This is a genomic window from Streptomyces sp. NBC_01669 (assembly GCF_026339735.1).
GTDB lineage: Bacteria > Actinomycetota > Actinomycetes > Streptomycetales > Streptomycetaceae > Streptomyces > Streptomyces yanii.
Window position 1 is genome coordinate 8,545,738 of the sequence record NZ_JAPEQG010000001.1, and the last position, 26,128, is coordinate 8,571,865.

Genomic DNA, 26,128 nt, shown 5'->3' on the forward strand with positions numbered 1-26,128 from the left:
GACTCCGGTCCGCCTCGTGCCGCTGCAACGCAATCGCTCTGTCCCGCGCGAGCACCTCCTTCACCGAGACGGCCGCGCGCACGGCTTCGCCGAGCAGGTCCATCCGTCCCGTGAAGTAAGGGAGTTGGCGGGATTTCCGCAGAGAGCCGCCGTCGGACAGAGGAGTTGGAGGACGGTCCGTCGCGCGGCCCGGCTACAAGCGGGTGCTCAGCGGTTGCCCAGACCTGCTCAGTTGATCCCCTCACCCACCTCTGCGTGATCTTGTCCGGCGTGCCGGGGCGAGCCCGTCACGTCCGCCAACAGCCAGCGGATAATTTTGCCGCGAAGGAAAGATTGCCATTTCGGTAAGTTTTGCTACAGTGGCTGACATGACACAGGGAGACGACGCTCGCATCGGGCTGCGGGAGCGCAAGAAGCGGGAGACCCGCGTCGCGCTGAGCCAGGCCACGATCCGTCTGTGTGTACAGCGCGGGTGGGACAACGTGACAGTCGAGGACATCGCCGCCGCGGCGAATGTGTCTGTGCGCACCTTCCGCAACTACTTCTCCGGTAAGGCCGAGGCGATCGCAGCCAGTCATCTGGAGCGCATGCTGCGGATCGCCGACGAGCTACGCACACGGCCGGTCGCCGAGCCCTTGTGGGACTCGATCGTTCACGTCGTACAGGCCCAGTTCGCACAGGGAGACGAATCAGGCGCAAGGTCGTCCCACGACCAGCGCTGGAGGGACGGGCTCCGGCTCATGCTGGCCGAACCGGCGCTGCAGGGGGAGGTCGTCAAGGCGAACGCGGCCGCAGAAGAGGAACTGGCCAAGGCGATCGCCGAGCGGACCGGTACCGACGTGGCCCGTGACGTGTACCCGAAACTGGTTGCCGCGATGGTCGGCGCGGGCAGTGCCGTGGCCGTGGAGCACTGCCTGCGTACGGATCCGCCCGCCCCGCTCGTCCCGGTGTTGCGCGAGGTCTTCGACCGGATCGCCACAGGCCTTCATGTTCCCTAGCAAAACCGTGTAACCGATCCTGCCGGGCCGCTGTCGGGCCGATCCGTCCTGCTCTTCTTCGTCCACGCAAAAGGGGACACGTTCGTGATCAAGGATGTCGTCATCGTCGGAGGCGGCCCGAACGGGCTGATGCTTGCTTGTGAACTGGCCTTGGCCGGGGCACGGCCAGTCATTTTGGAGAGTCTTCCCGCGCCGAGCACGGAGCCGAAAGCGAACGGGCTGCTCGGCCAGGTTGTGAGAATGATCGACCGCCGGGGCCTGTACGAGCGCCTGAGCGGTACCCCGGGGCCGCCGCAGCCGAACTCCGCGTACTTCATGTTCGCCGCGATGGGCCTGAACCTGAGCCTGCTGGAGGACAGCCCGGTCTACGGCCTGCCGGCGCCGCAGCACCGCATCGTGCAGGTCCTGGAGGAGCGAGCCACTGAACTGGGCGTCGAAATCCGGCGGGGACACAAGCTCGTCGGCCTGTCGCAGGACGACGAGGTCACCCTGGACGTCGCGGACATGGACCGGGCCTACCGGCTGCGGGCCCGTTACGTCGTCGGCGCGGACGGAGCACACAGCATCACGCGCAAGCTGTCCGGCATAAATTTTCCCGGCATCACCTACGACCGGCGGACCAACCGGACAGCACACGCCACGGTCCCCACGGAGTGGGTGGAGCCCGAGACCGGCGCGTTGAGCGTGCCCGGCTACGGGACGATCCTGCCGTTCCTGCCCCACCGCACCGAGCATGGAGGGTTCTCGTACGCGCCGTTCCCCGGCCACCCGCCGCTGGTCAGCACTACAGAGTGGGACCAGCACCGGACAGAGGCTCCCATGAGCCTTGACGAGCTGCGGGCGAGCATCCGCCGCGTGCTCGGCGCCGACCTGCCGCTCGGCCCGCCGACCGGCGAGGGGCCCCACGTGCTGCGCAGGCTGAGCGGCGGGAACACCCGAGTGGCCGAACGATTCCGGGACCGCCGGGTGTTCCTGGTCGGCGATGCCGCCCATGTGTATACCTCAGGGGGCGGGCCCGGGCTCAACCTCGGCCTGCAGGACGCGATCAACCTCGGCTGGAAACTCGCCGCCGAGATCCGCGGCAGCGCCCCACCCGGACTGCTCGACAGCTACGAGACCGAACGCCGGCAAGCCGCTCACCGGATGGTCATGTACGCCCAGGCGCAGGCCGCGCTGACCGCGCCGGGCAGTGATGTCACCGCGCTGCGCGAGCTGTTCAACGAACTGCTCGGCCACCGGAACACCGTCCAGCACCTCGCCGACCTCACCGCCGGCACCGACATCCGTTACGACATGGGCTGCCACCACACGCACCCCCTGGTCGGACGGTTCGCACCGGACATGGAACTGCACACCCCGACCGGGGCGGTTCGGCTGACGGAACTGACCAGAACCGCGCGGCCATTGCTGCTCGACCTGACCGAAGACGCATCGGTTGCCGGGGCGCTGTCCGAGTGGCACGACCAGGTGGACATCGTCACCGCACAGCCCCAGCCGACCGCGTCTGCAGCCACCGCCCTGCTGCTTCGTCCCGACTGCTACGTGGCATGGGCATCGGCGTCATCCCGCCCGGACTCAGCAGACCTGGATGCGCTCCAGGCAGCCATGCAGCGGTGGTTCCGGCCTACGGAAACCCTCACAGCGGGCGAGGAAACGCAGAGGGACCTCAACCTCATTGAGCCGTCAATCACATGAGGAATCTGAGCACCCCTGGGGAACATCACGGATCAACCGACCTGCGGCAGGCCCTGAAGGCTTGAAGTGTGCTGTGGCCACGCGAACTGAGCGCTGCACTTGGCGACACAGGCCAAGTGCAGTGCGCAGTCACACCCGTTCGCGTGTCGCGGTCAACCCTGGCCATCCGCTGATCTGTCTCGCTCGACCGCGGAAGAGTATCCCGGCCGAGCCGGGGCCACTGGGCGGACGGCGTCCATCTGCGGATACGCCTGGAGGAAGCGAAGCCGCGGCCCGGGTGCTGAAGGGCGTACGCGCCGACGGCACGAAGGAACTGATCGCGATGACCGACGGACGGCTACCGCGAGTCGTCCGAGGCGTGGGCGGGCCCGCTGCGGGACTGCGCTCGCCGGGGCATGCGAGCCCCGTTCCTGGCCGTCGGCGACGGCGCGCTCAACGACGGGCACCGGATGATCACGGTCCGTACCAAGGACGCGGTCACCTTGTACGCCCGGTGCGGGATTGAATGCTCAGGCGGCCATGGCAGTGAGTTTCGACGGGTTCATCATCCACAGCACTCGGTCGATACCGTCTGCGGTGACGCTCACCGTGACAACGGCGAACACGCTCCCGTCACGGTACAGACGCACCGCAGCCCGGCCATTGGTCTCGACCGGCTCCACCGAGACACCAGACCAGAAGCTCTCGGCGAACGCGTGGATATATTTCGCCACACGGTGAGGGCCCACGACGGGGAACTTCGACGCCCGGACGGCGCCCCCGCCGTCCGAATACGAGACGACGTCCTTCGCGAACAGCTCCTCCAGTGCGGTCACATTCCCTGTCTGTGCGGCCGCCACGAACGCGGTCAGGAACCGCTGGTGCTCGGGGGCCGCGACACTTGCACGTTTCCCCGCGGCCAGATGCTTTCGCGCCCGGCTCACCAGCTGGCGCACGTTCTCATGCGTCTGACCGATGATCTCCGCGATCTGCTCATACGGGTAGTCGAACGCCTCCCGAAGCACGTACGCCGCCCGTTGCGTGGGAGTGAGTTTCTCCAGCAGCATCAGCACCGCGACCTCCAGAGCCTCCCCGCGCTCCGCTCCCAGTGCCGGGTCACTGCTGGTGTCGACCGGCTCCGGCAGCCAAGGGCCGACATAGGTCTCACGGCGGACCCTCGCGGATTGCAGGACGTTGATCGCGATCCTCGTCGTGGTCGTCGCGAGAAACGCCTGCGCGTTCTGCACCGTGGACCGGTCGTAGGTCTGCCAGCGGATCCAGACCTCCTGGAGGATGTCTTCTGCGTCGCTGACGCTGCCCAGCATCCGGTAGGCGATCCCGAACATGCGACCGCGGGCACCGCGGAACACCGCCTCTGCTTCCTGAAGGTTCTCGGCGTCTTCCGCTGGATCGTTCTTCGACGGCACTCTTCGAAACCCTTGCTACTCGACAAGCTTGCCGACGGTAGAGACCTTACGCATGAGCGCCGCGATGCCGTCGGGGATCGGCGGGACAGCCTCCCGTTCCACCAGCCCTGGACTGGACCACACCAGGTTGACCTGCAGCGATGGGTCGAGCTCCGGGTGGTCGGACCGTTGTGGCAGCCGCGGGCCGCGCGACGCTCGAGTGCGGCCTCGATCGTCGCGCGCGCCGCGAGCACCGCGGACTTCAAGTCGACGTCGTGGGCGATGTCCTGGAAGCCCGCGATGCCCGGGTGCATATCGGCGTCGGGCTGGACGCGGTGGAGTCGTCGGACGGGAGGTCGACACGGCCGAGCACTGGGGGTCGCGGCTGGTTCAGGAGAGCCAGTCGGTGTAGTGGGTGGGGGCGATGCGGGCGTCGTTCCGGGCGGTGAGGACATCACCGTGGACCGCGGCGAACATGCCGGCGGTGTCATCGGTGACGACGGAGCGCCCGTCGCCCTTGGCGGTGAGAGTGAGCCGGCCGAGTTCGTCGAGGGGATGGACGTCGGGGCCTGCGATGTGGAGTACGCCGTTGAGCGGGGTGCCGGCGGCGACTTCGGCGACGACGCGGGCGACATCCACGGCGGCGATCGGCTGGAGTGGCGTACGCGGCAGGCGGACGGTCTCGCCTTCGGTGGTCTCGGACATGACCGCGTCGATGAACTCCATGAATTGCGTGGCGCGGACGATGGAGTACGGGAGAGGGCCGGCCTTGAGGATGTCTTCCTGGAGCACCTTCGCCCGGTAGTAGTCCAGGTCGGGCACCTGATCCACGCCGACGATGGAGAGGATGACGAAGTGCCCGACGCGGCCCTTCTCACTCGCGGCGAGGAGGTTGTCCATCGACGTCCGGAAGAAGGCAGGCGAGGCGTCGTCGAAGGTTGGTGAATTCGTCAGGTTGATGACGGTGTCGGCGCCCGCCACGGCATCATCCAGACCCTGGCCGGTGATGATGTCCACGCCTGTGGACAGGGAATGCGGGACGGCCTGGTGGCCGGCCGTGTTCAGGTTCTTCACGACCAGCGACCCGATCAGCCCGGTTCCGCCGATGACTGCGAACTTCATTGCATGGTCCTCTCGTCGATGACGATGTCCGATATATGCCTTGGTGGCGCTAACTTCACCCAGGCCGCGCGGCCGACGCAACCGCACGGCTTCTCGCCCGCCTTTCTCGTCGAGCAGCGCCCAGCCGTATCGCGCGCCGGGCTCGTTCCGTCGTCGAAGCAGTTGACTGGCCGGCCCTCTGTGGCGTAGCCGGCGCGCTGGATGCCGGGCCGCGCCGCGATGACGAGACAGGCGCCGCACCGGCCATGCGAGTGCGATGCCTGTCCGGGGTGCCGTTCATGCGCGCCACCGGCAGTGATCTCGCAGGATCGGCGGGCGGGATGCGCGGCCGCCTGCGCTGTCAGAGGTTGGAGAAGCGGCCTGCCTGGGCGAGGATCTGCTCGGGGTCGTCGACCGGCGGGTAGATCCACAGCGTATTGATGTTCCGCTTGAGGGCCTTGGCGTCCTTGCCGGTCATCAGGACCGTGCGGTCCCAGCCCTGTGTGACCACGGCGCCGGCCGGACCGAGATCCAGGCAGGTGCTGTAGGGATCGGGGGTGAAGGGCAGCGGATCGGTTCCCAGGAGGTCGGCGGCCACGTTGTGTCCGGCGAATTTCCCCATCGGCTGGGCGTGCTGGCAGCTCTGCGTCGTGTAGTGCCCTTCCTCCGCGAGGGCGACGGCGGTGTCGCCGGCGGCGTAGACGTCAGGGACTCCCGTCACTCGCAGATAGGCGTCCACGCTCAGCCGTCCCAGCCGGTCGCGTTCTCCCGGGATCTGTGCCGTCAGAGAACTGGCGACCATTCCGGCCGTCCACACGACGGTGGCTGTGGGGATCACCTCAGCTGCTCGCCTGCTCGCCTGCTCGCCCGACGGCCCGCACAGTACGGGCCCCGGTGTCGATACCGGTCACAGTCGCCGTGACCCGGCGTACGCCGATGGGCCCGAGAACACGGTCCAGAGGCACCCGCTTGCTCTCCGGGTCCTCTTCGTAGAGACGGGGACGCACGACCACATCGTCACCACCGCTGACCAGAGTCACCCGCACCTCCTCACCTGCCTCACGCGTGGCTCGCACGGCTCCTGCCGCGCTCCACACGCCGGCGAATCCTCCACCGATGACAAGGATGTCCTTCATTCGTTCTCCTGTGCCGTGTTGACGTTTACGCACCATTGACAAGACGGCCGGGCAGAGTGTGACAGGAAGGAGAGTGTGACGTGCGTCCCCGAGTGGTCGGTCAGAACTGTGGCGGCGCCTTGCAAGGGCCCCAGTAGTGACGGTGCCGTGCGCGCCCCAGTCCCCGCGCGGGGTGATGTACTGGGCGGTGATCCCTCGCCGGAGGATCAGACGCCGGCCGCGTGCGCGTCGTGCTCGCGCGGCATCCGCATCACGGTTGCCGGGGACGGATGTTGGCCCTCTTCTTGCTGGTGGTGATGACGAGGGCTTGGCGATGTCGCGCAGGCTCATGTCCTGCTCGCGCAGGTGCAGTGCCATCCCTGTTCTTGCGTGGGTATCCCCGGCTTCAGCCGGGGAGGGAAACGCGTCCTAAGCCCGGAGGCGCGAAGCGCCGGAGTTCGCTCCGCCTCTGTCGTTGCGGTCAGATAGGCCGCTTCTGGCCTTCGATGTACTGGCGGATCACGGTCAGCGGTGCACCGCCGCATGATCCTGCGAAGTAGGAGCGGGACCAGAACACTGACCCCATGCCGATCCGGTTGATGCGGCCGGTGTACTCGGCCCGCAGGTACCGGGAGCTTACGCCCTTGAGGGAGTTGATCAGTTTAGACAGGGCGACTTTCGGCGGGTAGTGCACCAACAGGTGCACGTGATCCGCCTCGCCGTTGAACTCGCGTAGCTCTGTCCCGAAGCTGGCGCAGACCTCTCGCATGATCTCCTCGCACCGTTTGAGCATGGCGTCATCGAAGATGTCACGCCGGTACTTGGTGACGAACACCAAGTGTGCGTGGAGGGTGTAGGTGACGTGCCGTCCGGTGCGGATATCGGAATTTGGCTTCCAGCGTGGTGACATACGCCAAGCGTAGTATGATCAAGCGAGCCAACGTGGAAGGGGGTGGGTCGGATGATGCGAGCGTACAAGTTCCTTATGCGGCCCACCGTGGGCCAGACGATCGCACTGGGCGAGATGCTGCGCGATCACTGCTCCCTCTACAACGGTGCCTTGCAGGAACGCCGTGACGCGTACCGGCACGTATCGAAGACGAGCATCAAGTACGGGATGCAGTCCGCGCAGCTCAAGGAGATCCGGGTGCACGACCCGGAGCGTCAGGGCCGGTGGTCCTTCTCCTCCCAGCAGGCGACGCTTCGCCGTCTCGGCAAGGCATTCGCCGCGTTCTTCCGCCGCGTCAAGGCGGGGAAACGCCGGGCTACCCGCGCTTCCGTGGCGTGAACTGGTTCGACACGGTCGACTTCCCCAAGGACGGGGACGGCTGCCGCTGGGACTCCACTCCGCACGACCCGGTCACCCGCGTCCGCTTCCAAGGTGTCGGGCACGTCAAGGTCAACCAGCACCGGCCGGTGGTCGGCAAGGTCAAGACCGTGTCCCTCAAGCGTGAGGGCAAGCGCTGGTACGTGATCCTGACCGCCGAGCAGACCGCGCCTAAGCCGCTTCCCGCGACCGGCTCTGTGGTCGGCATCGACATGGGCATAGCCAACTTCCTTGCCGACTCGGGCGGCGAGTTCATCGAGAACCCCCGGCACGGGCGGAAGGCCGCCGCGAAGCTCGAAGCGGCACAGCAGGCTGTCGCTCGGTGCAAGCGCCGCAGCAACCGGCGTAAGAAGGCCGTCCAGAAGGTTGCGGACCTGCACCGAAAGGTCCGCCGTCAGCGCCTCGATCATGCACACAAGACCGCGTGGGGCCTGGTCCGCGAACACGACTTCATCGCGCACGAAGACCTTAAGATCCGCAACATGGTCAAGGCCCCCGCACCGAGGCCCGACCCCGACCGGCCGGGCAGCTTCCTGCCCAACGGGGCCGCCGCAAAGGCCGGACTCAACCACTCGATCTCGGATGCCGGATGGGGGGTGTTCCTGACGATCCTGCACGCCAAGGCTGAAAGTGCCGGACGAGACGTGATCGCTGTGGACCCCCGCAACACCTCCCGGACCTGCCCCGAATGCGGGCACGTCGCAGCGGAGAACCGGCCCACACAGGAGAAGTTCCACTGCGTCTCGTGCGACCACAGCGCGCACGCGGACACGGTGGGCGCCCTGAACGTTCTACGGGCCGGGCTGGTCCGTCGCGAAGCCGCACCGGCATAGCGAGAAGCCCCCTCGTTCACGAGGGGGAGGAGTCACGGGAAGCATGGACTCGTCTGCGACGCCGGCGCCGCCGCGATCGACGGCCATCACACAGGCGACCACCTATGAAACGCTGCCCGGTTCCCGTGCGCCGTACGGTGGGCCAACGGGTCGGTTCAGCCCCGGATCGGTTCTCGTGGTTCTCCGGCTCGTCCCCGAGGAAGGCGTCCAGGGACCTGGCCCACTGGAGCGCCACCGATGTGCCCCTTTCCCGAGCCGGCATGAGACGGTGCTGTGCCGTCGTACGTGAACCGCGTCCAGGCGAGTGATCACGCAGGCCCATGCCGCTGGTCGCCTTGCGTTGGGGTGAGGCCGGGCACAGCCTCGTAACGTCCAGGAAAGATGCCCAACACAGCGCGAGGAGCAATCGGCCATGGCGGTATGTGAAGTCTGTAGCAATGACTACGAGAAGGCATTCGAGGTGCGTGCGGCAGGGGTTGTTCACATCTTCGACAGCTTTGAGTGCGCCGCCCAACGGCTCGCTCCGTCCTGCGAGAACTGTCAATGTCGGATCCTGGGGCATGGCCTCCAGACAAACGGCCAGTTCTTCTGCTGCGCCCACTGCGCACGCCAGAAAGGCCACGCACAACTGGTTGACCACGCTTGAGCCAACGCCAGATTCCTGCCTGCAGCAGGTCGCCTCGGTGTTCGGTTGCAGACCGCCGCGCCACGAATCGTCATGGGCAGCCGAAGCCGCCCGTGACTTCGTTGAGTTGCAGCGGCGGTGACCGGTGGCCTGCTGTCCGTCGGACGGTCCCGACGGCGCGGGCTGAACCGTGGCCCATCGTGCCGTTACACCGATCCGCCGGCACGACCGGACGGCACCGCCCCGGGTCGGCCTGCCACCCGTCGAGGTCCTCGCCGGAAGCCATCCCACGCTGCGAGCGATGCCGCCGGCCAGATCCATGAAGTTCAGTAGTCGGGCGGCGAACTCCTCGGGGGCGGGTGTCTCTCGCCTGCCCGCAGTGACTGCGGTCAGCCGCTCGGACGCTGCGCGGCCCGGAAACCGCGAGCCGCTGGCCGGATACGCCCTTCATCGCCCTCGAGCCCGCGGGTTACTGCATCCAGCTGTCGGCGCCGGGGTCGCCGCCCTCCGCGCGTACGGCGAGCCGCTCGACGTAGTGCTTCCAGCCTTCCTCGTGCGCGGCGCAGGACTCCGGGGTGGGCAGGCCGCTGTGGACCAGCCGCAGCAACGTGCCGTCCGGAGTGGGTTCGAGGGTGATCTCCACGGTGCTGGACCCGGGCGCCACGGGCATGCCGCCCTCCTCCCAACCCCAGGTGAAGACAAGCCGGTTGGGTGGGTCGACCGAGAGGAAACGACCGGAGGCGACGTTCTCCCCGGTGACTCGCGTGCGGTAGGCGCCGCCCGGCTCGAAGGAGAACGTGCCGTCGGCGCCCATCCAGGACAGCCACTTCTCGCGGTCGGTGAAGAAGCCGAAGACGGTCTCCGGGCGGGCGGCGATGTGCCGCTCGAGCGTGACCGTGTCCGTGGGGGTGTTCATGGTGTGTTCTCGTTCCGTTCGGCCGCTTCGGCGAGACTGGCCAGGGCGTCGAGCTTGGCGCCCCACATCGCCTGGAGATAGTCGGCGAGCGGGCCCAGAGCCTCGCGGTCCGCCCGGTAGAACCTTTTGGTCCCGTCCTTCCGCAGCGTAACCAGGCCGGCGTCCCGCAGCACTTTCAGATGCTGGGAGACCGCGCCGAAGGTGACCTCGAAGCGGGCTGCGATGTCCCCGGCGGGCAGCTCGTCGTCCCAGATCAGCCGCAGAATCTCGCGCCGTCTGGGCTCGGCGATGACTTGTACCGCGTCCATGTTCCGAATTTTAGTCGACGCTTCAGTTTGCTATCCGGGGAGGGCTTATTTTAGTGTGAACTCAAATAGATCGCTTCCGCCGTACGACGGACGCATCACCCTTCAGGAGCTCCTCATGGCCGAGATCAACTTCCAGACCGACATCGCCGCCGATCGCGGCCGCGTACTGGCGGCGCTCAACACCCACGACGGCCTCACCGGCTGGTGGACCAACGATGTGAACCGCAAGGATGAGGTCCTGTTCTTCAACTTCCCCGGCGTTCCCGAGCCCTTCCAGCTCCGCCGCGAGAAGGCCGACGAGGACAGCGTCGTCTGGGTGAATATCGGCACTTTCCCTCCGCACTGGGCCGGCACCACCATTACCTGGGAACTGACCACGGGCCCCGACGGCGTCGGTACCCGCGTGGCCTTCTCGCACTCCGGCTTCACGGAGGGCGAATCCGAGCTGCCGATGATCAGTGACACCTGGGGTCAGCTGATGACCCGACTCAAGGGCTTCATCGAGACCGGCAAGCCCACTCCCTTCTTCACCGTCTGACCTGCCCGCACGAGACCAAAGACCAGGAGCCCGCCATGGATGCCGCACTCAACGAACTCGCCACCGCCTTTGCCGGTGTGGCCCGCGCCGTACACCCCGATCAGCTCGAAACACGCACCCCCTGCGAGAAGTTCACCGTCGCCGAGCTTCTCGGCCACCTCGCCGGAGTGCTGGCCGGCTCCGAGCGCGCCGCCCGCAAGCAGCCGCAGACTCCCGAGACCACGGCCGCCGAGCCCGCGGCCGTCGCCGATCTCGCCCTCAAGGCAGCCGCGGCCTGGGCCGAACCCGCCGCGTACGAAGGCATGACCGCCTTCGGCCCCGGCGAGATGCCCGCCCAGTTCGCTGCCGCGATCACTCTGCAGGAACTCGCTCTGCACGGCTGGGACCTGAGCCGAGCGATCGGCCGCACCTTCACCGTCAGCGAGGAGACCGCCGAGGTCACCTTGACTGTCGTCGAGCAGCTGGCCGAACAGGCCCGCGCCAATGGTTCGTACGGCCCGGCCCTCGAAGCGTCGGCCGACGGCCCCGCCTTCGACCGCGCCCTCGCGGCCAGTGGCCGCAACCCCGCGTGGGCGTAAAACCGCACGCCCTCCGCCCTTCCTTGCCTCCGGCCGTCCCGGTCGACCGCCGACCGGGACGGCCGGATCGGCGCAGCAACGGCCCCCATCGGTGACATCGCTGCTGCTCCAGGGGTGCGCCTCAAGCCGCGGTGAGGTGTCCGTGTGGGAGGTCGACCAGCAGGCTGGGGCTTCCGTCGCTCCTGTCGCGGCAGCAGCCCGGTGACGCGTGGCGCCGGCCCTTGGCGTGTGATCGACGCCTGCGAGCGCTGGGACGAAGTCGATGCCCAGCCCCCGTACGACGGATCCAGCTCCCCTTCCCCTCGGTCGCCCCGGACGCGCCGAGACGTTCGTGACGCGGGGCCGCCGGGGGGAGAGATCGGCATCCTGTGCCGGTCGGCACGCAGGAGGAGGCCATGCATCGGGGCTGTGCACGACTGCGGTCGACGTGCCGTTTCACGAGGGCCTCCCGGTCGCACCTGGTCATCTCGAGGCGTGCGCGGCAGCGGCCGCACCGCTGACCGGGGCCGGCCGGCCGCTCACTCCTGCACGCATCCGCGGCCATGCAGAATTCGCAGCGAGGCCGATCAACGATTCGTGCCACGCGCACGACGGACAACCGTGCGAAAGCCATCGCCCGGAGCGCCTGAATCGGTCTGTACCGCACGGTTCCGGTTCCGTCTGCGGGGCGCAGGGCCGGCATGGCTCGATGGCTGGTGAAGTCGTGCTGCGCCCTGTCCAGATCGCACTCGACGCGGTGGCACCTGCACCCCGGCGACACGCAAAGGGCCCTGCCTGATCGCTACAGGTAGGGGACCGCCCGAGCAGATTCGTCGGCACGAGCCGTCCGGGTTTCGCTGATGGTCGACGGACGGACGTCTGCTTCTGCGGGCAGTGCGTCATCCCGTTGGCAGTCGTGGCTCGTTCCGACCGGGACGCGGAGCTTCGTCCGACAGCCACGCCATGCCCGCATCAGAGGATTGTGGACCTGTTTCCTCGGTTCATCAGCCTTCAATCGGGCGAGCAGTTCTGTTCGGTCCAGATGGTCTTGCCGTTCTGGCTGTAGCGGGTGCCCCAGTGGTGGGCGAGTTGGGAGACGATGAACAGCCCTCGACCGCTTTCGTCCACGACCCGGGCGTGCCGCAGATGGGGTGCGGAGTCGCCGGCGTCCGTCATCTCGCAGGTGAGTGTGCGCTCCAGGATGAGGCGCAGTTGCAGGGGAGGGGCTCCGTAGCGCAAGGCATTGGTGGCCAGTTCACTGACGATCAGCTCCGCGGTGAAGGCCGTTTCCTCATCCAGGTTCCATTGGGCCAATTGGCGCCGGACAAGCGCCCGGGCTTCGCCGGCGGCTGTCGCGTCGGGGGTGAGTTGCCAGGTGGCCACGTGGCCGGAGGCGATGTCGGAGGTCCGTGCCAGGAGAAGGGCGGCGTCGCCTCGTGGGCGCTCGTTCCCCAGTGCGTAGACGACGTCGTCGCACAGGGACTGCAAGGAGCGGTCGGATCGACCCAGGACGCTCCGGAGCAGGCCGGGATCCGTCTCCGTCTCCGTCTCCGTCTCCGTCTCCGTCTCCGCCTCCGGGAGCAGGGCTGACGTGTAGAAGGCGAGGGTGCTGCCCTCGGCGAGTTCGAGGCTCGCGGAAGCCCTGGGCATGTTCTGGGTGCATCCCAGCGGGGGGCCTGCCGGAACATCGCAGACGCGGGTCGTGCCGTCGGGATGCACGACGATCGGTGCGGGGTGACCCGCACGGGCGATGGTGCAGATGCGGGTGAGGGGGTCGTAGACCCCGTAGACGCAGCTTGCCGTGAGCGTCTCCTTGTGGAGCGGGTCGGCGCACGGGAGCGCCGCGCGTTCCTCGGCGAGACGATCGGTCGTGTCGTGCAGTCTGGCGAGGAGTTCGTCGGGTTCCAGGTCGAGGGCGGCCAGCGCGTGGATGGCGGTGCGCAGTTGCCCCATGGTGGTGGCGGCGGAGATTCCGTTCCCGGACGCATGGCCGGTGACCAGAGCCGTGCGGGCGCCAGGCAGGACGATGGTGTCGAACCAGCTCGCGCCCCGGTCTGCGGGGAGGTGGAGCCACGCTGTGTCGAGGGCTGTTTGCGGAGAGGGGTTCTGGGGCAGGAGTCGGCGCTGGGTTGTGGCGGCGATGGTCCGCTCGCGGGTGAAGCGGCGGGCATTGTCGATGCACAGCGCGGTGTGGGCGGCCAGTTCGAGTGCGAGGCCGACGTCGTCCTCGCCGAAGGATTCGGTCTGCCCGCAGCGGTACAGGCTCATCAGCCCCAGCACCGTGCCGCGGAGCGTCAACGGTGCCGTGATGAGCGAATGTGCTCCCGCCGCGCGGATGGCCGCGGCCCGTGCCGGGTCCGCAGCCAACCACGCACTCTCGGCAGTCAGTTCCAGGAGCCGGGGGCGCAGGTCGGACAGAGCCCGTCCGAAGGGGGTCCCGTACGGAACGTTGCGTACATCGCCGAGCGGATGCACGGGCTCCGCGGCACGGCTGCGGAAGGCGGCACGCCGTAGGGGCACATCCCGGCTGAGCGGACCGAGTGGGGGGTCCTCACCCCGTACGACTTCGTCCACCACCTCGACCACGAGAATGTCTGCATACCTGGGCACCAGGACATCCGCTGCCTCCTGGCAGGTGGCAACCACATCGAGGGTCCGGCCGACGCATTCGCGAACATCGGCGAGGACAGAGGCGTGTGCGTGCGCCCGCTCCCGGTGGGTGACATCGACGGTGAAGATCGCAAGCCCGAGGACCGTACCTTGGTCGTTCCGAAGTCGGAAGGCGGATACGGAGAACACTCGCCCCCCGCCGTGATCAGCATCAAAATGAACGCGCACCAAGCGGTCGAGCGCCGGCAGGCCTTGCTCAAGTACTCGGCGGGCCATGGCTTCCTCGGCCGCAGGGTCCGCAAAGGGGTACGCCTCCGCGAGTGGCCGGCCCAGTACGCTTTCGGCCGTTACTCCGTGCATGGCCAGTGTGGCCGTATTGATGCGCACGACCCGGAGCTCGGGGTCGAGGATGTGCAAGCCGATGGGTGACTGGTTGAAAAGGGCCTCGATCCCACCGGCACTGATGCTGCTTGCACTGGTCCCGCCCGCGGGTTCCGCCGGCTGTCGCCCGATTTCCCAGGCCACAGCGCCGTCTCTCAGTACCGGCCGCACTCGCAACTCACACGTTGCCATGGGGCCGTCCCGGCAGCTCAGCCGTACCTCTTCCTCGCCGATACCGCCCTTGCAGACCGTGAAGAGCCCCGTTGCCGGAGAGCCCAGTACCTGGGACGCAGGCAGGCCCAGCAAGGACTCGGCCTCGTGGCTCCACTCCATGATCACGCCGGAACCATCGATGATCATGAGTGCGTCGCCTCTCACGGCCAAGGCACCTCCGTCGCCGTCGGGGCAATCACCCACCCTCACGGCGGTTGACCGCCCCGACCCTCGATGATCCCGCAGATGAGGCGCTGATCCCCATCTGCTGTTCTCAGTGTGCCGCGATGCGCCCGACGCGGCGATGTCGAGTCGCACCAGGTCACGACAGCCGTTGAGCCCGGACCGGTAATGGATCACTTACGTTGCGTGACCTGAGAACGGGCGGCTCGGAGCCGACCTGGCGCCGCCGCGGCGAGCACGGTTGTGTCGGCCGGTGCCGTCTCGGCCTGTCCGCCGCAGGGTGTCCGCGGTGCGACGGACGGCGTGCGCGGAGGCCGGGCCGCCTCACGCGGTGACCATGGGCGCAGGTCGACGCGGCCAACGAGTCCGACGTCGAGGGCTACCTCGCCGAGGTGGCCGGTCGGGCGGGGCGCCGGACGTGGTGCTGAACGCGATCGGTATCCAGGCCGTACAGGGCGTTCCGCTGCTCGAACTTTTCCTTACCGACTTCGTGTCCCCGACCACGGCCTGGGCGTCGTCGCAATTCCTCACCTCGCGCATCGCCGGACGACACATGGTCCAGCGTGGTTCGGGCGCCATTCTCACGCTCTCCGCGTCGCCGGCCACGCCGGCCATCGCGGGGACCGGTGGATTCGCGGTCGCCTGCGCGAGCGTCGAGGCGCTCAGCCGGACGCTCGCGGCCGATACTTGGGACCTGACGGCGTGCGGGTCGTCTGTTTAGGCCCCACCGCATCGCCGAGACGTTCATCGCGCCGGACCTGGACATGCCCGATGCCGAATTCCGTGCCTTTTGAAGGAATGACACTGTCGGCGTCGGGCCTGCCCCAGCACTCGCGGCGACGCGTTCCGCAGCCGACGAGGCCTGGTGTCAGGAGCCGTTGTCGTACCGGGTGGTTCTTCCGGTGGTCGAGCGGGGAATCCTGGTCGGATGGTCTCCCGGTGGCCGGACATGGAGATGACCAGGCATCCACGGTGGCGGTGAACGCCGGTTTCGCCCTCAGGTGCCCTCGTTCACCTCCAGCAGCGGCGTTTGTCGTTGAGTTCCAGCAGGTTAGTGGGGGCACCGGCTCGTGCACGTTCACGAGAGGTGACGGCAGTACGGTGTCGTCCTCGTCGGAACCCGGCGTCCACGTCCCGGACTTGGTGCTGAGTACCGGTACTCATGCGAGGTCCACCGCTCGAACCCCACACTGCGGCCATGACACAGATTTTCAAGAGGGGCACCCGCATGGGGTGCACCCGGGGGCGGTCCCACGTCTGGCGCGGCGCGGCACTGGCGGCGCTGTGCGCACTCGCGCTTACCGCCTGTGGTGCCGAGCGAGCGGGCGGCGGGGACCGTATCGAGGCCGGCCGCGGTGCTGCGGAGCCCGGTGCCCCCGAGCCCGGCGACTCCGAGTTCCTTGCGTTCATGGAACTCCTCCTCTCCGTCGCCGAACCGTGTCAGGCGGACCTTCCGAGCCAGGCGCCGCCGGTGGAGCCGGCTCCAACAGCGCCGCCCACCGCGCCCTTGCCCGAGCTCCCCCTCCCGGCTGAACCGCCGCCCACGGGTGAGCCCCGGACCGATGAAACGGCCAAGGGGAAAGTCGAGCTGGACTCCGTCGAGAAGTGCGAGGCACCCCTCCACGCCCGTCGCATCACCAAGGCGCTCAACCGCATGCCCGACCCGACGCCCTCGCGCGTCCGGGAGGCCCTGCGTGGTCTCGGCTACATCGACGAGCGGATCCACGGCCCGCAACGCTCCGGCGAAACCGTGGAGTTCATTCTCGACCTGCGGGTGATGGGCGGCCAACTGTGTCTGTCCGGCAGCGTCAGCGGTGCGAGGACCGCCATCGAACCGTATGGCGCCTCCCCGGAGGTCGGCTGCCCGGACGTACGACGCCGCGGATGAACAGCGGAGGACAGGCACCGCCGCCCGGCCGCGGCAGGAGCATCCCGATGCTGCCCTGGCAAGGACCCTGGTGACTTCAAGGCTGGGGTTCTGCGAAACTTCCGTGACGGTTCACCCTGCGTAGTCAGACGTTGAAGGCTTCATCGCTGGTGTGCGACATGGGACGAATCGTCAATCCGTCCGGCGGTTCCTCAGGAGGTTGAGCGTCTCAAGCGAGACGTCCCAGTCGTCGTCCCAGCTGTCGAGCAAGATGGCGCAGTGGACGATGGGTTGCAGTTCGTCGGGGTTTCCCAGGCTATCGGCGACTTCAGCCCAAATGAGGCAGGCGCCCGCAGTCGCGTCGCCCGAGGCCGGCCAGCAGCCAATCAAGACATGCTGCCGTTGCGGCCGTGCTCCGGGCCCCGACGCTTTTCGCCTCGTCGTTCATGTCCACCGACCCGCCCGTGGATCTGGGCGCCTCCCGAACACAACCGACTTCACAACCCGTGAATGAATCCGCTCAGGGGCTGGTTGCCGCTCGGGCCAGCCCTGAGGTGAACTCATCTGCGGTGAGGATGGCGTGGGCATAGGTCGGAGCGTTGAGCTCGAACGTCGCTTGCATCTCCTCAGGGCGGAAGGCGGCGATGGCGTCCTTGATCAGCGTGACGTGATAGCCGAGCTCCTGGGCGAATCGCGCAGTGGTTTCGATGCAGGTGTTCGCCCGCATGCCGATCAGCACGATCCTTGAGACGTGATGCTGTTTCAGCAGGAAGTCCAGGTCGGTGTTGGCGAAGCCGCTGGCGGACCAGTGTTCGTGCACGCGAAGTTCTCCCTCGCGCGGCTGGAAGTCCGGGTGGAACTCTCCGCCCCACGTACCCGCGGCGAAGACCTGCCCTTTGCGCGTTGCGTCCTGCGAGGCGGACAGATACGCCCACGTGTCGTAATCGCCTGGAGAAGTCCGTCGGTGGGGCACGAACAAGACGCGCATACGGGAGGCACGGGCGGCCGCCAGGACCTGACGCATGTGGCCGAGGAGGCCCACCTGCTCGGCAACTGCCTTTGTTCGCGGCCACAGCTTCCCGCCCTCGGACAAGAAGTCGTTGTACGGGTCAACCACAAGCAGTGCGGTCGTCGCGCCGGCGTATCCGGGGTCGTTCATACCAAGGCTCCCCTCGCGGGTGGTTCTGGACGGTGGCGGAACAATCGTCCATGAGGCACGGACGCGTCGCCCGGCCGGAGGTGGGTGGCGGTCAGCCCTTGAGGAAGTCCAGCAGTTCCGCGTTGAAGGCCTTCTCGTGCTCGCCGACCAGGCCGTGCGGGGCGCCGGAGTGGACGATGAGGGTCGAGTCCTTGATGAGTTCGGCGGACTTGGGCGCCGAGGCGACGAAGGGCACGATCTGGTCGTCGTCACCGTGCACGATCAGCGTCGGAACGTCGAAGCGCCTGAGGTCCTCGGTGAAGTCCTGCTCCGAGAATTGCTCGATGCAGTCGTATGCGCCCTTGAGGCCGACCTGCATGCTCCACATCCAAAAGGCCCGGCGCACCCCGTCCGAGCCGGTGGCCCCTGGCCTGTTGAAGCCGTAGAAGGGATCCGCGAGCTCCCAGTAGAACTGGGAGCGGTCGCCGGTGACACCCTCGCGAATGGCGTCGAACGCCTCGATCGGCAGGCCCTCCGGGTTGGTCTCGGTCTTGAGCATCAGTGGAGGCACCGCACCCAGCAGCACAGCCCCGGCGACGCGGCCGGTGCCGTGGCGGCCGATGTAGCGGGCCACCTCCCCGCCGCCGGTGGAGTGGCCGACCAGGACGGCGTCGCGCAGGTCGAGGGTGTCGATCAGCTGCGCAAGGTTGTCGGCGTAGGTGTCCATGTGGTTGCCGTTCCACGGCTGGCCCGAGCGGCCGTGCCCGCGCCGGTCGTGGGCGATGGCCCGGTAGCCGTTTTCCGCGACCAGGCGGAGCTGGCCGTCCCATGCGTCGGCGTTGAGAGGCCAGCCGTGGCTGAACACGACCGGCTGCCCACTGCCCCAGTCCTTGTAGAAGATCTCTGTCCCGTCAGCAGTGGTGAACGTGCTCATCGTTGGTTCCTCCCAGCTGACTTTCCCGAGCTGTCACACCGGCGACGGTCCCCGTCCCGCTCACGACCATGTATGTGCGGGTCCAGCTCCTGGGACGCTTCACCGATCGCACCCACCGCCACGGACGCTGCTCACGCTCCGCTCCGCCAGTCAGTTTCGACCATAGAACGCCACAGATCGGGGCGCCACGTTGAGCCGGATGGGGGGAGTGCCCCTCTGCCGACGGGCCGGCGCCGAGCAGTGGATCAGGGCCGTGCGCTGAAGGGGATGCAGACGGGCAGGTCATCGTTGATGGTGTAGTCGGTGCTGTGCCGTCTGCTGTCGGAGACGGAGGAGACGGTCACCCTGCGTGCTCGCGTCCGTCCCGCGGGCCGAAGGCTTCGAGAGCGTCTGCGTCGGTTGCGCGCGCGTGCAGAAAATAGTCGGCCCACTCCGCGATTTCGGGGTACGAGGAGTCCTGGCTGACCTGGGTGACGGCGGCCTCGATGTCGAAGTCGGTGACGCGCAGGTCGACGCCAGGGCCCAGGATGGCCCAGTGGGCTCCGCTTCGTCCGTAGGGCATGCCCACGCTGCCGGGGTTGATCACCAGCCGGCCGTGGGCCAGGCGGACGAATGGCATGTGGGTATGGCCGCAGACGACGGTGCGGATGTCGGTGTCGAGCCCACTGAACACTTCCTTCCAGCGATCGAGGCGCGAGTCGACCAGGACGACCTCTTCGTCGTCCCGGGGGGTGGCGTGGCAGAACAGCACCTTGCCCAGGCCGTGCACGGACAGGGAGAGTGATTGCGGCAGCCGGCCGAGGAGGTCGAGGTGGTCCTCGCGCAGCTGTTCGGCAGCCCAGGGGGCGATCGGATCGGGGATCGAGTGGCGCTGCCCGCGGCGGTACTCCAGAAGTTCGCGGTCGGCGTTGCCACTGATCCAGGTGACCCGGTCGCCGAGGCTGGTCAACAGGTCCAGGACCTGGGTCGGTTGCGGACCTGCGGTGATGTCGCCGGTGAGCACGATCTGATCAGCGGCGCTCACCTCCGGCTCGGCCAACACGGCCTCGAGCGCGGGCAGGACTTCGTGAATGTCGGAAAGGACGGCTACTCGGTTCAGCATGGTCACCACTGTGAGGTGAAGACAGCTGGGAAGTGAGAGCGTTCGCCTGACGCGAAGGACGAGGAGGGGCTGCTTCACCGTGCACGGTCACTGGAGGCGTAGTTTTTGTGAGCGCCTCTTACGAGGCGGAGAGTTCCGCTCACTGCGTCGCGTCCGCCCTGCTCAAGGCGTGGAAGGCACGATGTTGAGTACGTCGCCCGAGGAGAAGGCCGGGTCGACGATGCCGTTGGTCTGCGCGTCGGCGGTCGACTGGACCTCCGCGTCGTCGCGCCCCGGCAGGAAGTGGAACAGGTCGCCGGGGGAGGTGCGCTCCAGCCGGGCCCAGCGCTGTTCCGCCAGGGATGACGGGACGACCCTCAGCCGGGGAGATCGTCGCCCGTGATGGGACCCATGCCGACGATCACCCTTGCTCACCGGAAACGGTCCGGTGGAGTCTCCGCGGTGGCACGCTGACCGGCTGTACCTTTCCGACGGGACCTCTGGCGAGGTGATCGCCGCGCCGGGCCGGCCGGGGCGAGACGACTGCTCACCTCGGTGGCCCTGGACACCGGGACCGCCGATCCTGTGAGGACGGCGGCCGCGGGACCACATCACTGGTTGCGGCGATCGCCATGCCGACTGTGCGGTGGTGCCATCGCCGGTCTCCCGGTATCGGTCACACCGGTTCCTGGTCGGCTGTGGCCATCGGCCCGGCGAGTACTGATCTGGTGCACACGGTGAAGAGGGCGCCGCCGGGGTCGCTGATGACGGATTCGGTCCCGCCGCCGGGCGAGGGGGCCACGGCGGTTGCGGTTCCTCCTGCCGCGCGTGCTGCGACGATGGCCGATTCCACGTCGTCGACCTGGAAGTGCACGTGCCAGCGCGGCCGCACGCGGGGGTCGGGAGATTCCCCGACGCCGCCTCCGCGCAGGGTGGCCACAGTGTTCTTGCCCTGGCGGACGGTGACGGTGTCCTGCTCGTAGGCGTAGGTGACCTCGCAGCTGCCGGGTTCGCCGGAGGCCCAGTCGAAGATCTCGGCGTAGAAGATGGCGGCGTCGAACGCGTCACGGGTGCGCAGCTCGAGAAAGGCCGGTGCGTTGCCGCGGCCGGCCGACCAGGGTAGGGCGCGGCCTTCCCAGAAGCCGAATACGGCCCCGTCGCGGTCTGCTGCCATCACGCCCCGGCCCAGGCCGAAGCGCATCGGGCCGACGGCGATGGTGCCGCCGCGCTCACGGGCCCGGGCTGCGGTGACGTCCGCGTCCGCCACGGCGAAGTACGGGGTCCACGCCCCGGCCACCGGCAGGCCGGGCGCCACCTCAGCCAGCCCGGCCACCGGTCGCCCCTGAACAGAGGCGACCGAGAAACCCGTTCCCAGGCTGCCCGGGCGAAACTCCCATCCCAGAACGGTCGTGTAGAAGTCCTGCGTGGCGCGCAGGTCGCGGGTCATGAGGTTGACCCAGCACGGTGTACCGCACACCGGAGTGACGTGACGTGCAGGCGTCATCAGGATTCGTCTCCTCGCCCCCGCACGAGGGGCTGTCAGCGGCCGAGTGCCTCGCGCAGCTCCTGTTTGTTCATCGTCGAGCGGCCCTCGACGTTCTTCTTCTTCGCCTCTTCGTAGAGCTGGTCCTTGGTGGGTCCCTGCGCTCCGCGATGGGACCGTTCACCGCCACGCTGCGAGGCGGATTTCGGATCGCGCAGGGATGCCCTGCTCGCCGTTTTCGCCTCTCCCGAGCGGGCCCGCTCCTTGTTGACGGTGCGCGCGGCGATTTCCTTCGCACGCTCCTCGGAGACACCGCGCGTCTCGGCACTCTCCTTGATGTGCTCGTACTGCCGCTCCCGCTTACGACTGGATCCTGCCGGCATCACACCGCACCTTTCCTCCTGTCCGACCTGTGCGCGGCAGCTCGGGTGGCGATTCGAGCGCCCGCACCATCCCGTACCGGGCCACCCCATGCACTCCACGCATACGCCCACTACGCCCCGCACGCCACCCGGGACAGCGCCGGATTTCCCCGGACGGGCCCCGAGGGAAGGCCGCCCTGCGAGCCGCCATGGCTGGTGGGTGCTGCCGGCGGGTTCCCCTCGCTGCGCGACAGCCCGGAGTCGGCGCAGACTGGGGGTATGAACCCCTACGAGGGGCTGGCAACGGTGGAGCGCAGCGACGGGACCCTGGTCCGTGTGTGGGCCGAGGTCACCGTCGCCCAAGAGCACAGCGTGGCAGACCCTGACCGGCCCTGGACGGCCCGGCTGACCGCGCCCGGCGGCGAAGGCCTGCTGCTGCGGGGCGCCGTCAGCTTGATCCTCGAATCCGGGACCCGCTGGCCCGCCGAGGTCACCTACACCCAGCTGTCATCCGGCCCGCACTCCCCGAGCTGGACCGAGATCCAGGGCACCGGGCCCGCTGTGACCGTGCCCGGCGTGATCTCCGGCGACCATGCCCGGGACGACGCGCCAAAGCCCGGCGTGACGGGTCCCGGCGAGCGGCGAGGAACGGTTCTCCGGCCCGAACCGGACCCCGACCACGACGGAACCGTTCCTAACCAGTGTGCGTAAGTGAGTCTTGGACCCACTGTTGCGTGCTGGGCGCATCCCGAACGGTGTTGGATGCGCTGGGTTCCCGCGTTCGCTTCCCGCTCGGCGACGGTCCTCCAGGGGGTCGGTCCGTTGTGGGTGGGCGGGTTCCCTCACGCCCCCGGTGACCTGGTTCGGCCTGGACGGTCCGATGCCCCGCACGATCACTCCGGTCGTGTGGGGGCGGTGCCGTCCGACGCCGGATCGGATGTCCGAGGGCGCGTCGTCCGATCGCGATGCCGGCGGCATCGTGACGGGACATCTTTCGGTGGGGGGTGGTCAGCGGTTTCTGCCAGTGCTGGGCACCCCACATGCTGGTGTAGGCGGGGTCGACCGCGACGATCGCAAGCCCGTGTTCGGCGGCCATCGACACCAGCCGGGCCTTGAGCCTGCCGGTCGGGATGCCGGAGACGAGCTGCCGGAACCGTTTCCTGCGGCCGTGCTTCTCGCGGGTCTTCTCGGTGGTGAAGTCGAGGTCTTCGATGCCGATCGCGGCGACCCCGGCACGCACCGCCCAGTTAATCAACCGGGTCAGGGCGTGGCGGATCTGGGCGTCCCGGTGGCTGGCCGACCCGGACAGGTCGTAGCCGAAGCGGTGCGGCTCACCGACCGGGTTGCCGTGCCGGTCGAGGCGGTAGGCGGCGAAGTGGTCGGCGTTGGTGTCGACGCCGATCATGCCCCGGGCGCGGGCGGTCTCCAACGGGATGGTCTTCACGGCGGGGTGTTGCCAGGATGCGGTGAGGTACCAGCGGCCTCGCTCCGTGTCGAGGTGGATGCGGTAGGCGACGGCCCGGTGCGCGGTGATGCGGTCGGCCCATTCCGCGCCTCGGTGCGCGAACGCCACGGTGGAGGTGAGGGTGTACCGGCCGTGCTGGGCGTTGGCCAGGTGCGCGAGCGGGGCAGGCAGCCTGATCGACACCTCGCCGTCCGGGGTGACACGGATCGTCTCGTTCCCGAACCGCTTCCCCGACTCACCGTCGGCGGCAAGGAACCAGCGTTCCGCCTCCCACCGTTGCCGCCACCGGTCTTCGGTGAACTGGGCCTGGGTGAGGTGGTGGCGGGTGTTGAGGAGACGTTTCCCGCCCCGCACCACCCGGACCCGCCCGGCCTGCCAGTCGGCAACAGCCGCCGTGTGCCGCGCTTCCAGCATCGCAAGGCGGCGGGACTTGCGGAACCACTCGCCCTTGGAACGGTAGCCGCCCGCGGCCCGCCTCGTTCCGGGCTCCCCGAGCGGGAGGGACAGGCGGTGCCGCAACGTCCTGATCCCGGCCGCCAGCTTCTGGATGTGCGCCGCCTGGCAACGGCGCGCGAGCGCCCACTGACCGTGCGTGGCCTTGGTGATTGCACCCGCGATCCGCGACGACGACACCCCGGTCAGCTCCCGCTTACGCGCCGCCCAGGTCTCCGCACCGTGCTCCAGACCATCCGCACAGCGGGCCTTGAGATCACCGGAAGCCAGCGCGCCTTGATGCGCACCGACAGCACGCAGCACCCTCTCGTCCTCGACGGTCAGGTGCTTGAGACGATCCCGGACCGCCACCCCGCAAGGCCCGGGCACCACGAAGGAGGCCGTCAGCTTCCGTAGACCACCCACCACATCACCCCCTCCCCGGCCGGACACCTGCCACCGGACCCAACGAGCAGCAGCCACCAGGGTCACCCATTCGGCCCCGGAACCCCCGTTCCCACCCCCGCGAATGCACCGCCAGGACTCACTCCTGCTCACCACCACTCACTTCGACTCAGCAAACCGACAGCAGCTCACAACCCCCTGAAGACCTGGGCTCATGCCGCCTGGAGTGGCAAGGGCGACTATGTGTGAGGGGTGAGTTTGCGGGCTCCGGACCAGCTTCGCCGTGCGTCAGTGGCCTCGCGGCCCCATTGAGCCCTGCTCGTCACCATGCCCACTCGCTCTCCGCGGTCGATCATGCCGATTCCCGCTGGTTCCGTCGTGCGACGGACAGGCACATCCGCGACGCGGTGCAGGGCAAGGCGTGCGGTTTGCGGTCGTCCGAGGTGGGCGGATACTGAGATTCTCTCCCGCGACGACCTCGTACGGACCTTCGGCGCCTGGCGCCCCGGGCGGCTCACGGACGCGGGGGCCGCAGCCGAGTCCGTGCTCACCGACACGGGACTGCCGGCACAGATCGAGCGCTCCACACCGGCTGGTGCCGCGGCGGGTGCTGTCCGTCGAACCGGATGACCGACCTCGACTGCGAGCGCTGAGAGTCGAGGAGCACGGCCCTGATGCTGCCGGCCGATCGTTGAACTCCGTTGGATTCCTTGAACTCCGTTGAACCCCTTGCGAGTTGAACCATCGAGGCATTGTCGACCCGGAATCGTCAGGCCGACTGGACGCCCGAGTGGCGGTCCGCTTTGCAATGAAACAGGATGAATCTCCCCCCGGCCGGATCAGCTGCGCCAGTAGTTGTTCGCGGCTGCGATGGTGGCGAACTCCACGGCCACCACATGGGATGCCGCGATGAGGCTCTCGGGGGTCGTCGCGTAGTCCTGACGGCCGCCCTTGAGTACGTCAAGGTCCGGCTGAATATTGTGGATGGTGTGACGGGCGATCAGAAAGGCCAGTTCACGGCCCTCTTCGGGAGTCTGGGTGATCAAGCTGTTGCCGGGGACCTTGGTCAGCCCCTCGTCCGGGACTCGATTCATCATGATGTCGATCTATCGCATGTGCGGGGTGGTGAGCGGTCGGCACTCGGCCGCCCGCACGGTCGTCCCGTTCGGTGCTGCGGCATGTCCGGGGCGGCCGCGGCGGATGCGCCGGCGCGGCGGTGTGCAGGGGGTTCTACGGCCGATCAACGACCGGACCGCCGGGGTGTGTCCGGGGCGTCGTAGGGCGATGGCGAGCCCCGTTCAGTGCAGGTCCACTTCGAAAGGATGGCGACGGTCGGCGGGGCAGACGAAGATCCGCAGGTCGCCCCATCGCCCTACGATGACTCCCGTTTCGTCATCGCTGGCCACGGTGAACAGCAGTGTCATATCGGTCTCGCACGTGCGGCAACGGAAGACCATCGGGTGCGTCAGGTGCCAGGTCGGCCAGCCCCCGAGTTTCCAGCCCGCGAGACGAGTGATCACGTCGCCGCCGTTGCCGGTCCGGCGTACCAGCTCCTGCAGCGCAGGACGGATCTCCGACGGCAGTTGCTCTCGAAACGGGAAGTCGGTCAGCGACTCGCCGGTGAGGATGCACGGCTCCGGCAGATAACCGTCCTCGGAGTGCCGTGAGGGCGAGGGAGGGGCCTCCAGTGGGGTGTCGACGTCCGCGGCTCGCCGCCATCGCACCTCCACGATGGGGCTGACGTCGGCTTGTTGCGCGGGGGGATCCCAGTGTTCGTTGGGGCACCACAGAATCTGCAGGAGATCGCGGTCGGAGGGCCACCACGGCCCCGGCATGTCCCGCTCGAATATCTGGGCTACCGGCACCATGGCCGTAGCGGGGAGGCCCGCAGGTTCGATTTCGTCGGGCACGGCGCACGTAGGCCAGGGTTCGTCGCGCGGCCAGAGCAGTGGGCCGCCGATCGAACTGTTCTCCGGACCCGGTTCTCCCCGCTGGGGGTGCAGCACGATGGCTTCGCGCGCAAAAGGCGCAAGGCCCGGCAGAGCATGGAGTATCGCTTCGGTCGAAGGTCTCGGGAGGTATGTCATCGTGCCTTCTCGTCGCTGGCGAATGATCGCTCGTAACGTACAGGTCGGCAGTGACAGTGGTTCCCGACAGCGGGTCGTGGCCGGAGACG

The 26,128-nt window shown here is 68.1% G+C and carries 25 protein-coding genes and 3 pseudogenes; 10 read left to right on the forward strand and 18 right to left on the reverse strand.

Going from position 1 to position 26,128, the window contains the following annotated elements; translation table 11 throughout:
• Positions 1 to 368: 368 nt before the first annotated feature.
• From OG972_RS38210 to OG972_RS38220, 3 genes and pseudogenes are all read left to right on the forward strand, one after another.
• Positions 369 to 998 (forward strand): TetR/AcrR family transcriptional regulator, encoded by a 630-nt coding sequence (locus OG972_RS38210; protein ID WP_266989380.1) that lies wholly within the window; start codon positions 369 to 371, stop codon positions 996 to 998.
• A gap of 84 nt (positions 999 to 1,082) precedes the next feature.
• Positions 1,083 to 2,693, forward strand: a complete 1,611-nt coding sequence (locus OG972_RS38215) for an FAD-dependent monooxygenase (RefSeq protein WP_266989382.1) — start codon at positions 1,083 to 1,085, stop codon at positions 2,691 to 2,693.
• 221 nt (positions 2,694 to 2,914) lie between these two features.
• Positions 2,915 to 3,127, forward strand: a pseudogene (locus OG972_RS38220) (transposase); the annotation flags it as partial.
• A gap of 75 nt (positions 3,128 to 3,202) precedes the next feature.
• Here OG972_RS38220 and OG972_RS38225 read toward each other — a convergent pair.
• The 6 genes and pseudogenes from OG972_RS38225 to tnpA form a co-directional block, all read right to left on the reverse strand.
• Positions 3,203 to 4,099: an RNA polymerase sigma-70 factor gene (locus OG972_RS38225; RefSeq protein ID WP_266989384.1), complete on the reverse strand. Its 897-nt coding sequence runs from the start codon at positions 4,097 to 4,099 to the stop codon at positions 3,203 to 3,205.
• Between the two features lie 15 nt (positions 4,100 to 4,114).
• Positions 4,115 to 4,392: pseudogene (locus tag OG972_RS38230) on the reverse strand (succinate dehydrogenase); the annotation flags it as partial.
• Between the two features lie 76 nt (positions 4,393 to 4,468).
• Positions 4,469 to 5,200: an SDR family oxidoreductase gene (locus OG972_RS38235; RefSeq protein WP_266989386.1), complete on the reverse strand. Its 732-nt coding sequence runs from the start codon at positions 5,198 to 5,200 to the stop codon at positions 4,469 to 4,471.
• Positions 5,201 to 5,540: 340 nt separating this feature from the next.
• Positions 5,541 to 6,017: an FAD-dependent oxidoreductase gene (locus OG972_RS38240; RefSeq protein ID WP_266989388.1), complete on the reverse strand. Its 477-nt coding sequence runs from the start codon at positions 6,015 to 6,017 to the stop codon at positions 5,541 to 5,543.
• Position 6,018: 1 nt separating this feature from the next.
• A complete protein-coding gene (locus tag OG972_RS38245; RefSeq protein WP_266989390.1) occupies positions 6,019 to 6,315 on the reverse strand; it encodes an FAD-dependent oxidoreductase in 297 nt (98 codons plus the stop codon).
• A gap of 460 nt (positions 6,316 to 6,775) precedes the next feature.
• Positions 6,776 to 7,204, reverse strand: a complete 429-nt coding sequence (tnpA, locus tag OG972_RS38250) for an IS200/IS605 family transposase (protein ID WP_266989392.1) — start codon at positions 7,202 to 7,204, stop codon at positions 6,776 to 6,778.
• A gap of 51 nt (positions 7,205 to 7,255) precedes the next feature.
• Between tnpA and OG972_RS38255 the strand changes: the two are divergent.
• Positions 7,256 to 8,454 (forward strand): annotated as a pseudogene (locus OG972_RS38255) (RNA-guided endonuclease InsQ/TnpB family protein).
• A 412-nt stretch (positions 8,455 to 8,866) separates the two neighbouring features.
• A complete protein-coding gene (locus OG972_RS38260; RefSeq protein ID WP_266989394.1) occupies positions 8,867 to 9,100 on the forward strand; it encodes a hypothetical protein in 234 nt (77 codons plus the stop codon).
• A gap of 448 nt (positions 9,101 to 9,548) precedes the next feature.
• Here OG972_RS38260 and OG972_RS38265 read toward each other — a convergent pair whose 3' ends face one another.
• Together OG972_RS38265 and OG972_RS38270 are read right to left on the reverse strand one after the other, a co-directional pair.
• Positions 9,549 to 9,995 carry an SRPBCC domain-containing protein gene (locus OG972_RS38265; RefSeq protein WP_266989396.1) on the reverse strand — a complete coding sequence of 149 codons (447 nt, stop codon included), beginning with the start codon at positions 9,993 to 9,995 and terminating at the stop codon, positions 9,549 to 9,551.
• Positions 9,992 to 10,303 carry a helix-turn-helix transcriptional regulator gene (locus tag OG972_RS38270; RefSeq protein WP_266989399.1) on the reverse strand — a complete coding sequence of 104 codons (312 nt, stop codon included), beginning with the start codon at positions 10,301 to 10,303 and terminating at the stop codon, positions 9,992 to 9,994. The genes OG972_RS38265 and OG972_RS38270 overlap by 4 nt, the downstream gene beginning before the upstream one ends.
• Before the next feature lie 115 nt (positions 10,304 to 10,418).
• Between OG972_RS38270 and OG972_RS38275 the strand changes: the two genes are divergently transcribed.
• Together OG972_RS38275 and OG972_RS38280 are read left to right on the forward strand one after the other, a co-directional pair.
• Positions 10,419 to 10,841: an SRPBCC domain-containing protein gene (locus tag OG972_RS38275; protein ID WP_266989401.1), complete on the forward strand. Its 423-nt coding sequence runs from the start codon at positions 10,419 to 10,421 to the stop codon at positions 10,839 to 10,841.
• Between the two features lie 35 nt (positions 10,842 to 10,876).
• Positions 10,877 to 11,419: a TIGR03086 family metal-binding protein gene (locus OG972_RS38280; protein WP_266989403.1), complete on the forward strand. Its 543-nt coding sequence runs from the start codon at positions 10,877 to 10,879 to the stop codon at positions 11,417 to 11,419.
• A 990-nt stretch (positions 11,420 to 12,409) separates the two neighbouring features.
• Here OG972_RS38280 and OG972_RS38285 read toward each other — a convergent pair.
• Positions 12,410 to 14,767 carry a SpoIIE family protein phosphatase gene (locus tag OG972_RS38285; protein ID WP_266989405.1) on the reverse strand — a complete coding sequence of 786 codons (2,358 nt, stop codon included), beginning with the start codon at positions 14,765 to 14,767 and terminating at the stop codon, positions 12,410 to 12,412.
• Positions 14,768 to 15,203: 436 nt separating this feature from the next.
• Between OG972_RS38285 and OG972_RS38290 the strand changes: the two genes are divergently transcribed.
• Together OG972_RS38290 and OG972_RS38295 are read left to right on the forward strand one after the other, a co-directional pair.
• Complete coding sequence (locus tag OG972_RS38290; RefSeq protein ID WP_266989407.1) at positions 15,204 to 15,506, forward strand: SDR family oxidoreductase; 303 nt, start codon at positions 15,204 to 15,206, stop codon at positions 15,504 to 15,506.
• A 477-nt stretch (positions 15,507 to 15,983) separates the two neighbouring features.
• Entirely contained in the window at positions 15,984 to 16,673 is a 690-nt protein-coding gene (locus tag OG972_RS38295; protein WP_266989409.1) for a hypothetical protein, read from the forward strand.
• A 499-nt stretch (positions 16,674 to 17,172) separates the two neighbouring features.
• Here the strand turns inward: OG972_RS38295 and OG972_RS38300 are convergent, their stop codons facing one another.
• The 6 genes from OG972_RS38300 to OG972_RS38325 all read right to left on the reverse strand — a co-directional run bounded on the left by OG972_RS38300 (position 17,173) and on the right by OG972_RS38325 (position 21,671).
• Complete coding sequence (locus OG972_RS38300; protein WP_266989411.1) at positions 17,173 to 17,811, reverse strand: cysteine hydrolase family protein; 639 nt, start codon at positions 17,809 to 17,811, stop codon at positions 17,173 to 17,175.
• A gap of 91 nt (positions 17,812 to 17,902) precedes the next feature.
• Positions 17,903 to 18,724 (reverse strand): alpha/beta fold hydrolase, encoded by an 822-nt coding sequence (locus tag OG972_RS38305; protein ID WP_266989413.1) that lies wholly within the window; start codon positions 18,722 to 18,724, stop codon positions 17,903 to 17,905.
• A gap of 340 nt (positions 18,725 to 19,064) precedes the next feature.
• Positions 19,065 to 19,826: a metallophosphoesterase gene (locus OG972_RS38310; protein WP_266989415.1), complete on the reverse strand. Its 762-nt coding sequence runs from the start codon at positions 19,824 to 19,826 to the stop codon at positions 19,065 to 19,067.
• Positions 19,827 to 19,988: 162 nt separating this feature from the next.
• Entirely contained in the window at positions 19,989 to 20,240 is a 252-nt protein-coding gene (locus OG972_RS38315) for a hypothetical protein (protein ID WP_266989417.1), read from the reverse strand.
• A 241-nt stretch (positions 20,241 to 20,481) separates the two neighbouring features.
• Positions 20,482 to 21,309 carry a VOC family protein gene (locus OG972_RS38320; protein ID WP_266989418.1) on the reverse strand — a complete coding sequence of 276 codons (828 nt, stop codon included), beginning with the start codon at positions 21,307 to 21,309 and terminating at the stop codon, positions 20,482 to 20,484.
• A gap of 35 nt (positions 21,310 to 21,344) precedes the next feature.
• Complete coding sequence (locus tag OG972_RS38325; RefSeq protein ID WP_266989419.1) at positions 21,345 to 21,671, reverse strand: plasmid stabilization protein; 327 nt, start codon at positions 21,669 to 21,671, stop codon at positions 21,345 to 21,347.
• Positions 21,672 to 21,929: 258 nt separating this feature from the next.
• Between OG972_RS38325 and OG972_RS38330 the strand changes: the two genes are divergently transcribed.
• Positions 21,930 to 22,361 carry a hypothetical protein gene (locus OG972_RS38330; RefSeq protein ID WP_266989420.1) on the forward strand — a complete coding sequence of 144 codons (432 nt, stop codon included), beginning with the start codon at positions 21,930 to 21,932 and terminating at the stop codon, positions 22,359 to 22,361.
• Here the strand turns inward: OG972_RS38330 and OG972_RS38335 are convergent.
• From OG972_RS38335 to OG972_RS38345, 3 genes are all read right to left on the reverse strand, one after another.
• On the reverse strand, positions 22,345 to 23,973 hold the full coding sequence (locus OG972_RS38335; RefSeq protein ID WP_266989422.1) for a transposase: 1,629 nt from the start codon (positions 23,971 to 23,973) through the stop codon (positions 22,345 to 22,347). The two genes, OG972_RS38330 and OG972_RS38335, sit on opposite strands and share 17 nt — an antisense overlap.
• Positions 23,974 to 24,791: 818 nt before the next feature.
• Positions 24,792 to 25,049 carry a hexameric tyrosine-coordinated heme protein gene (locus OG972_RS38340; protein WP_266989424.1) on the reverse strand — a complete coding sequence of 86 codons (258 nt, stop codon included), beginning with the start codon at positions 25,047 to 25,049 and terminating at the stop codon, positions 24,792 to 24,794.
• 201 nt (positions 25,050 to 25,250) lie between these two features.
• The gene (locus tag OG972_RS38345; RefSeq protein ID WP_266989426.1) at positions 25,251 to 25,820 is read right to left on the reverse strand and encodes a hypothetical protein; all 570 of its coding nucleotides are present in this window, start codon (positions 25,818 to 25,820) and stop codon (positions 25,251 to 25,253) included.
• Between the last annotated feature and the right edge of the window lie 308 nt (positions 25,821 to 26,128).

Coding starts and splice junctions, on each gene's coding strand:
- OG972_RS38325 (WP_266989419.1), bottom strand. CDS start 21,671: ATGCCGGCAGGATCCAGTCGTAAGCGGGAGCGGCAGTACGAGCACATC.
- OG972_RS38345 (WP_266989426.1), bottom strand. CDS start 25,820: ATGGTGCCGGTAGCCCAGATATTCGAGCGGGACATGCCGGGGCCGTGG.
- OG972_RS38310 (WP_266989415.1), bottom strand. CDS start 19,826: ATGCTGAACCGAGTAGCCGTCCTTTCCGACATTCACGAAGTCCTGCCC.
- OG972_RS38270 (WP_266989399.1), bottom strand. CDS start 10,303: ATGGACGCGGTACAAGTCATCGCCGAGCCCAGACGGCGCGAGATTCTG.
- OG972_RS38280 (WP_266989403.1), top strand. CDS start 10,877: ATGGATGCCGCACTCAACGAACTCGCCACCGCCTTTGCCGGTGTGGCC.
- OG972_RS38295 (WP_266989409.1), top strand. CDS start 15,984: ATGACACAGATTTTCAAGAGGGGCACCCGCATGGGGTGCACCCGGGGG.
- OG972_RS38260 (WP_266989394.1), top strand. CDS start 8,867: ATGGCGGTATGTGAAGTCTGTAGCAATGACTACGAGAAGGCATTCGAG.
- OG972_RS38235 (WP_266989386.1), bottom strand. CDS start 5,200: ATGAAGTTCGCAGTCATCGGCGGAACCGGGCTGATCGGGTCGCTGGTC.
- OG972_RS38330 (WP_266989420.1), top strand. CDS start 21,930: ATGAACCCCTACGAGGGGCTGGCAACGGTGGAGCGCAGCGACGGGACC.
- OG972_RS38305 (WP_266989413.1), bottom strand. CDS start 18,724: ATGAGCACGTTCACCACTGCTGACGGGACAGAGATCTTCTACAAGGAC.
- OG972_RS38300 (WP_266989411.1), bottom strand. CDS start 17,811: ATGAACGACCCCGGATACGCCGGCGCGACGACCGCACTGCTTGTGGTT.
- OG972_RS38320 (WP_266989418.1), bottom strand. CDS start 21,309: ATGACGCCTGCACGTCACGTCACTCCGGTGTGCGGTACACCGTGCTGG.
- tnpA (WP_266989392.1), bottom strand. CDS start 7,204: ATGTCACCACGCTGGAAGCCAAATTCCGATATCCGCACCGGACGGCAC.
- OG972_RS38210 (WP_266989380.1), top strand. CDS start 369: ATGACACAGGGAGACGACGCTCGCATCGGGCTGCGGGAGCGCAAGAAG.
- OG972_RS38340 (WP_266989424.1), bottom strand. CDS start 25,049: ATGATGAATCGAGTCCCGGACGAGGGGCTGACCAAGGTCCCCGGCAAC.
- OG972_RS38265 (WP_266989396.1), bottom strand. CDS start 9,995: ATGAACACCCCCACGGACACGGTCACGCTCGAGCGGCACATCGCCGCC.
- OG972_RS38275 (WP_266989401.1), top strand. CDS start 10,419: ATGGCCGAGATCAACTTCCAGACCGACATCGCCGCCGATCGCGGCCGC.
- OG972_RS38245 (WP_266989390.1), bottom strand. CDS start 6,315: ATGAAGGACATCCTTGTCATCGGTGGAGGATTCGCCGGCGTGTGGAGC.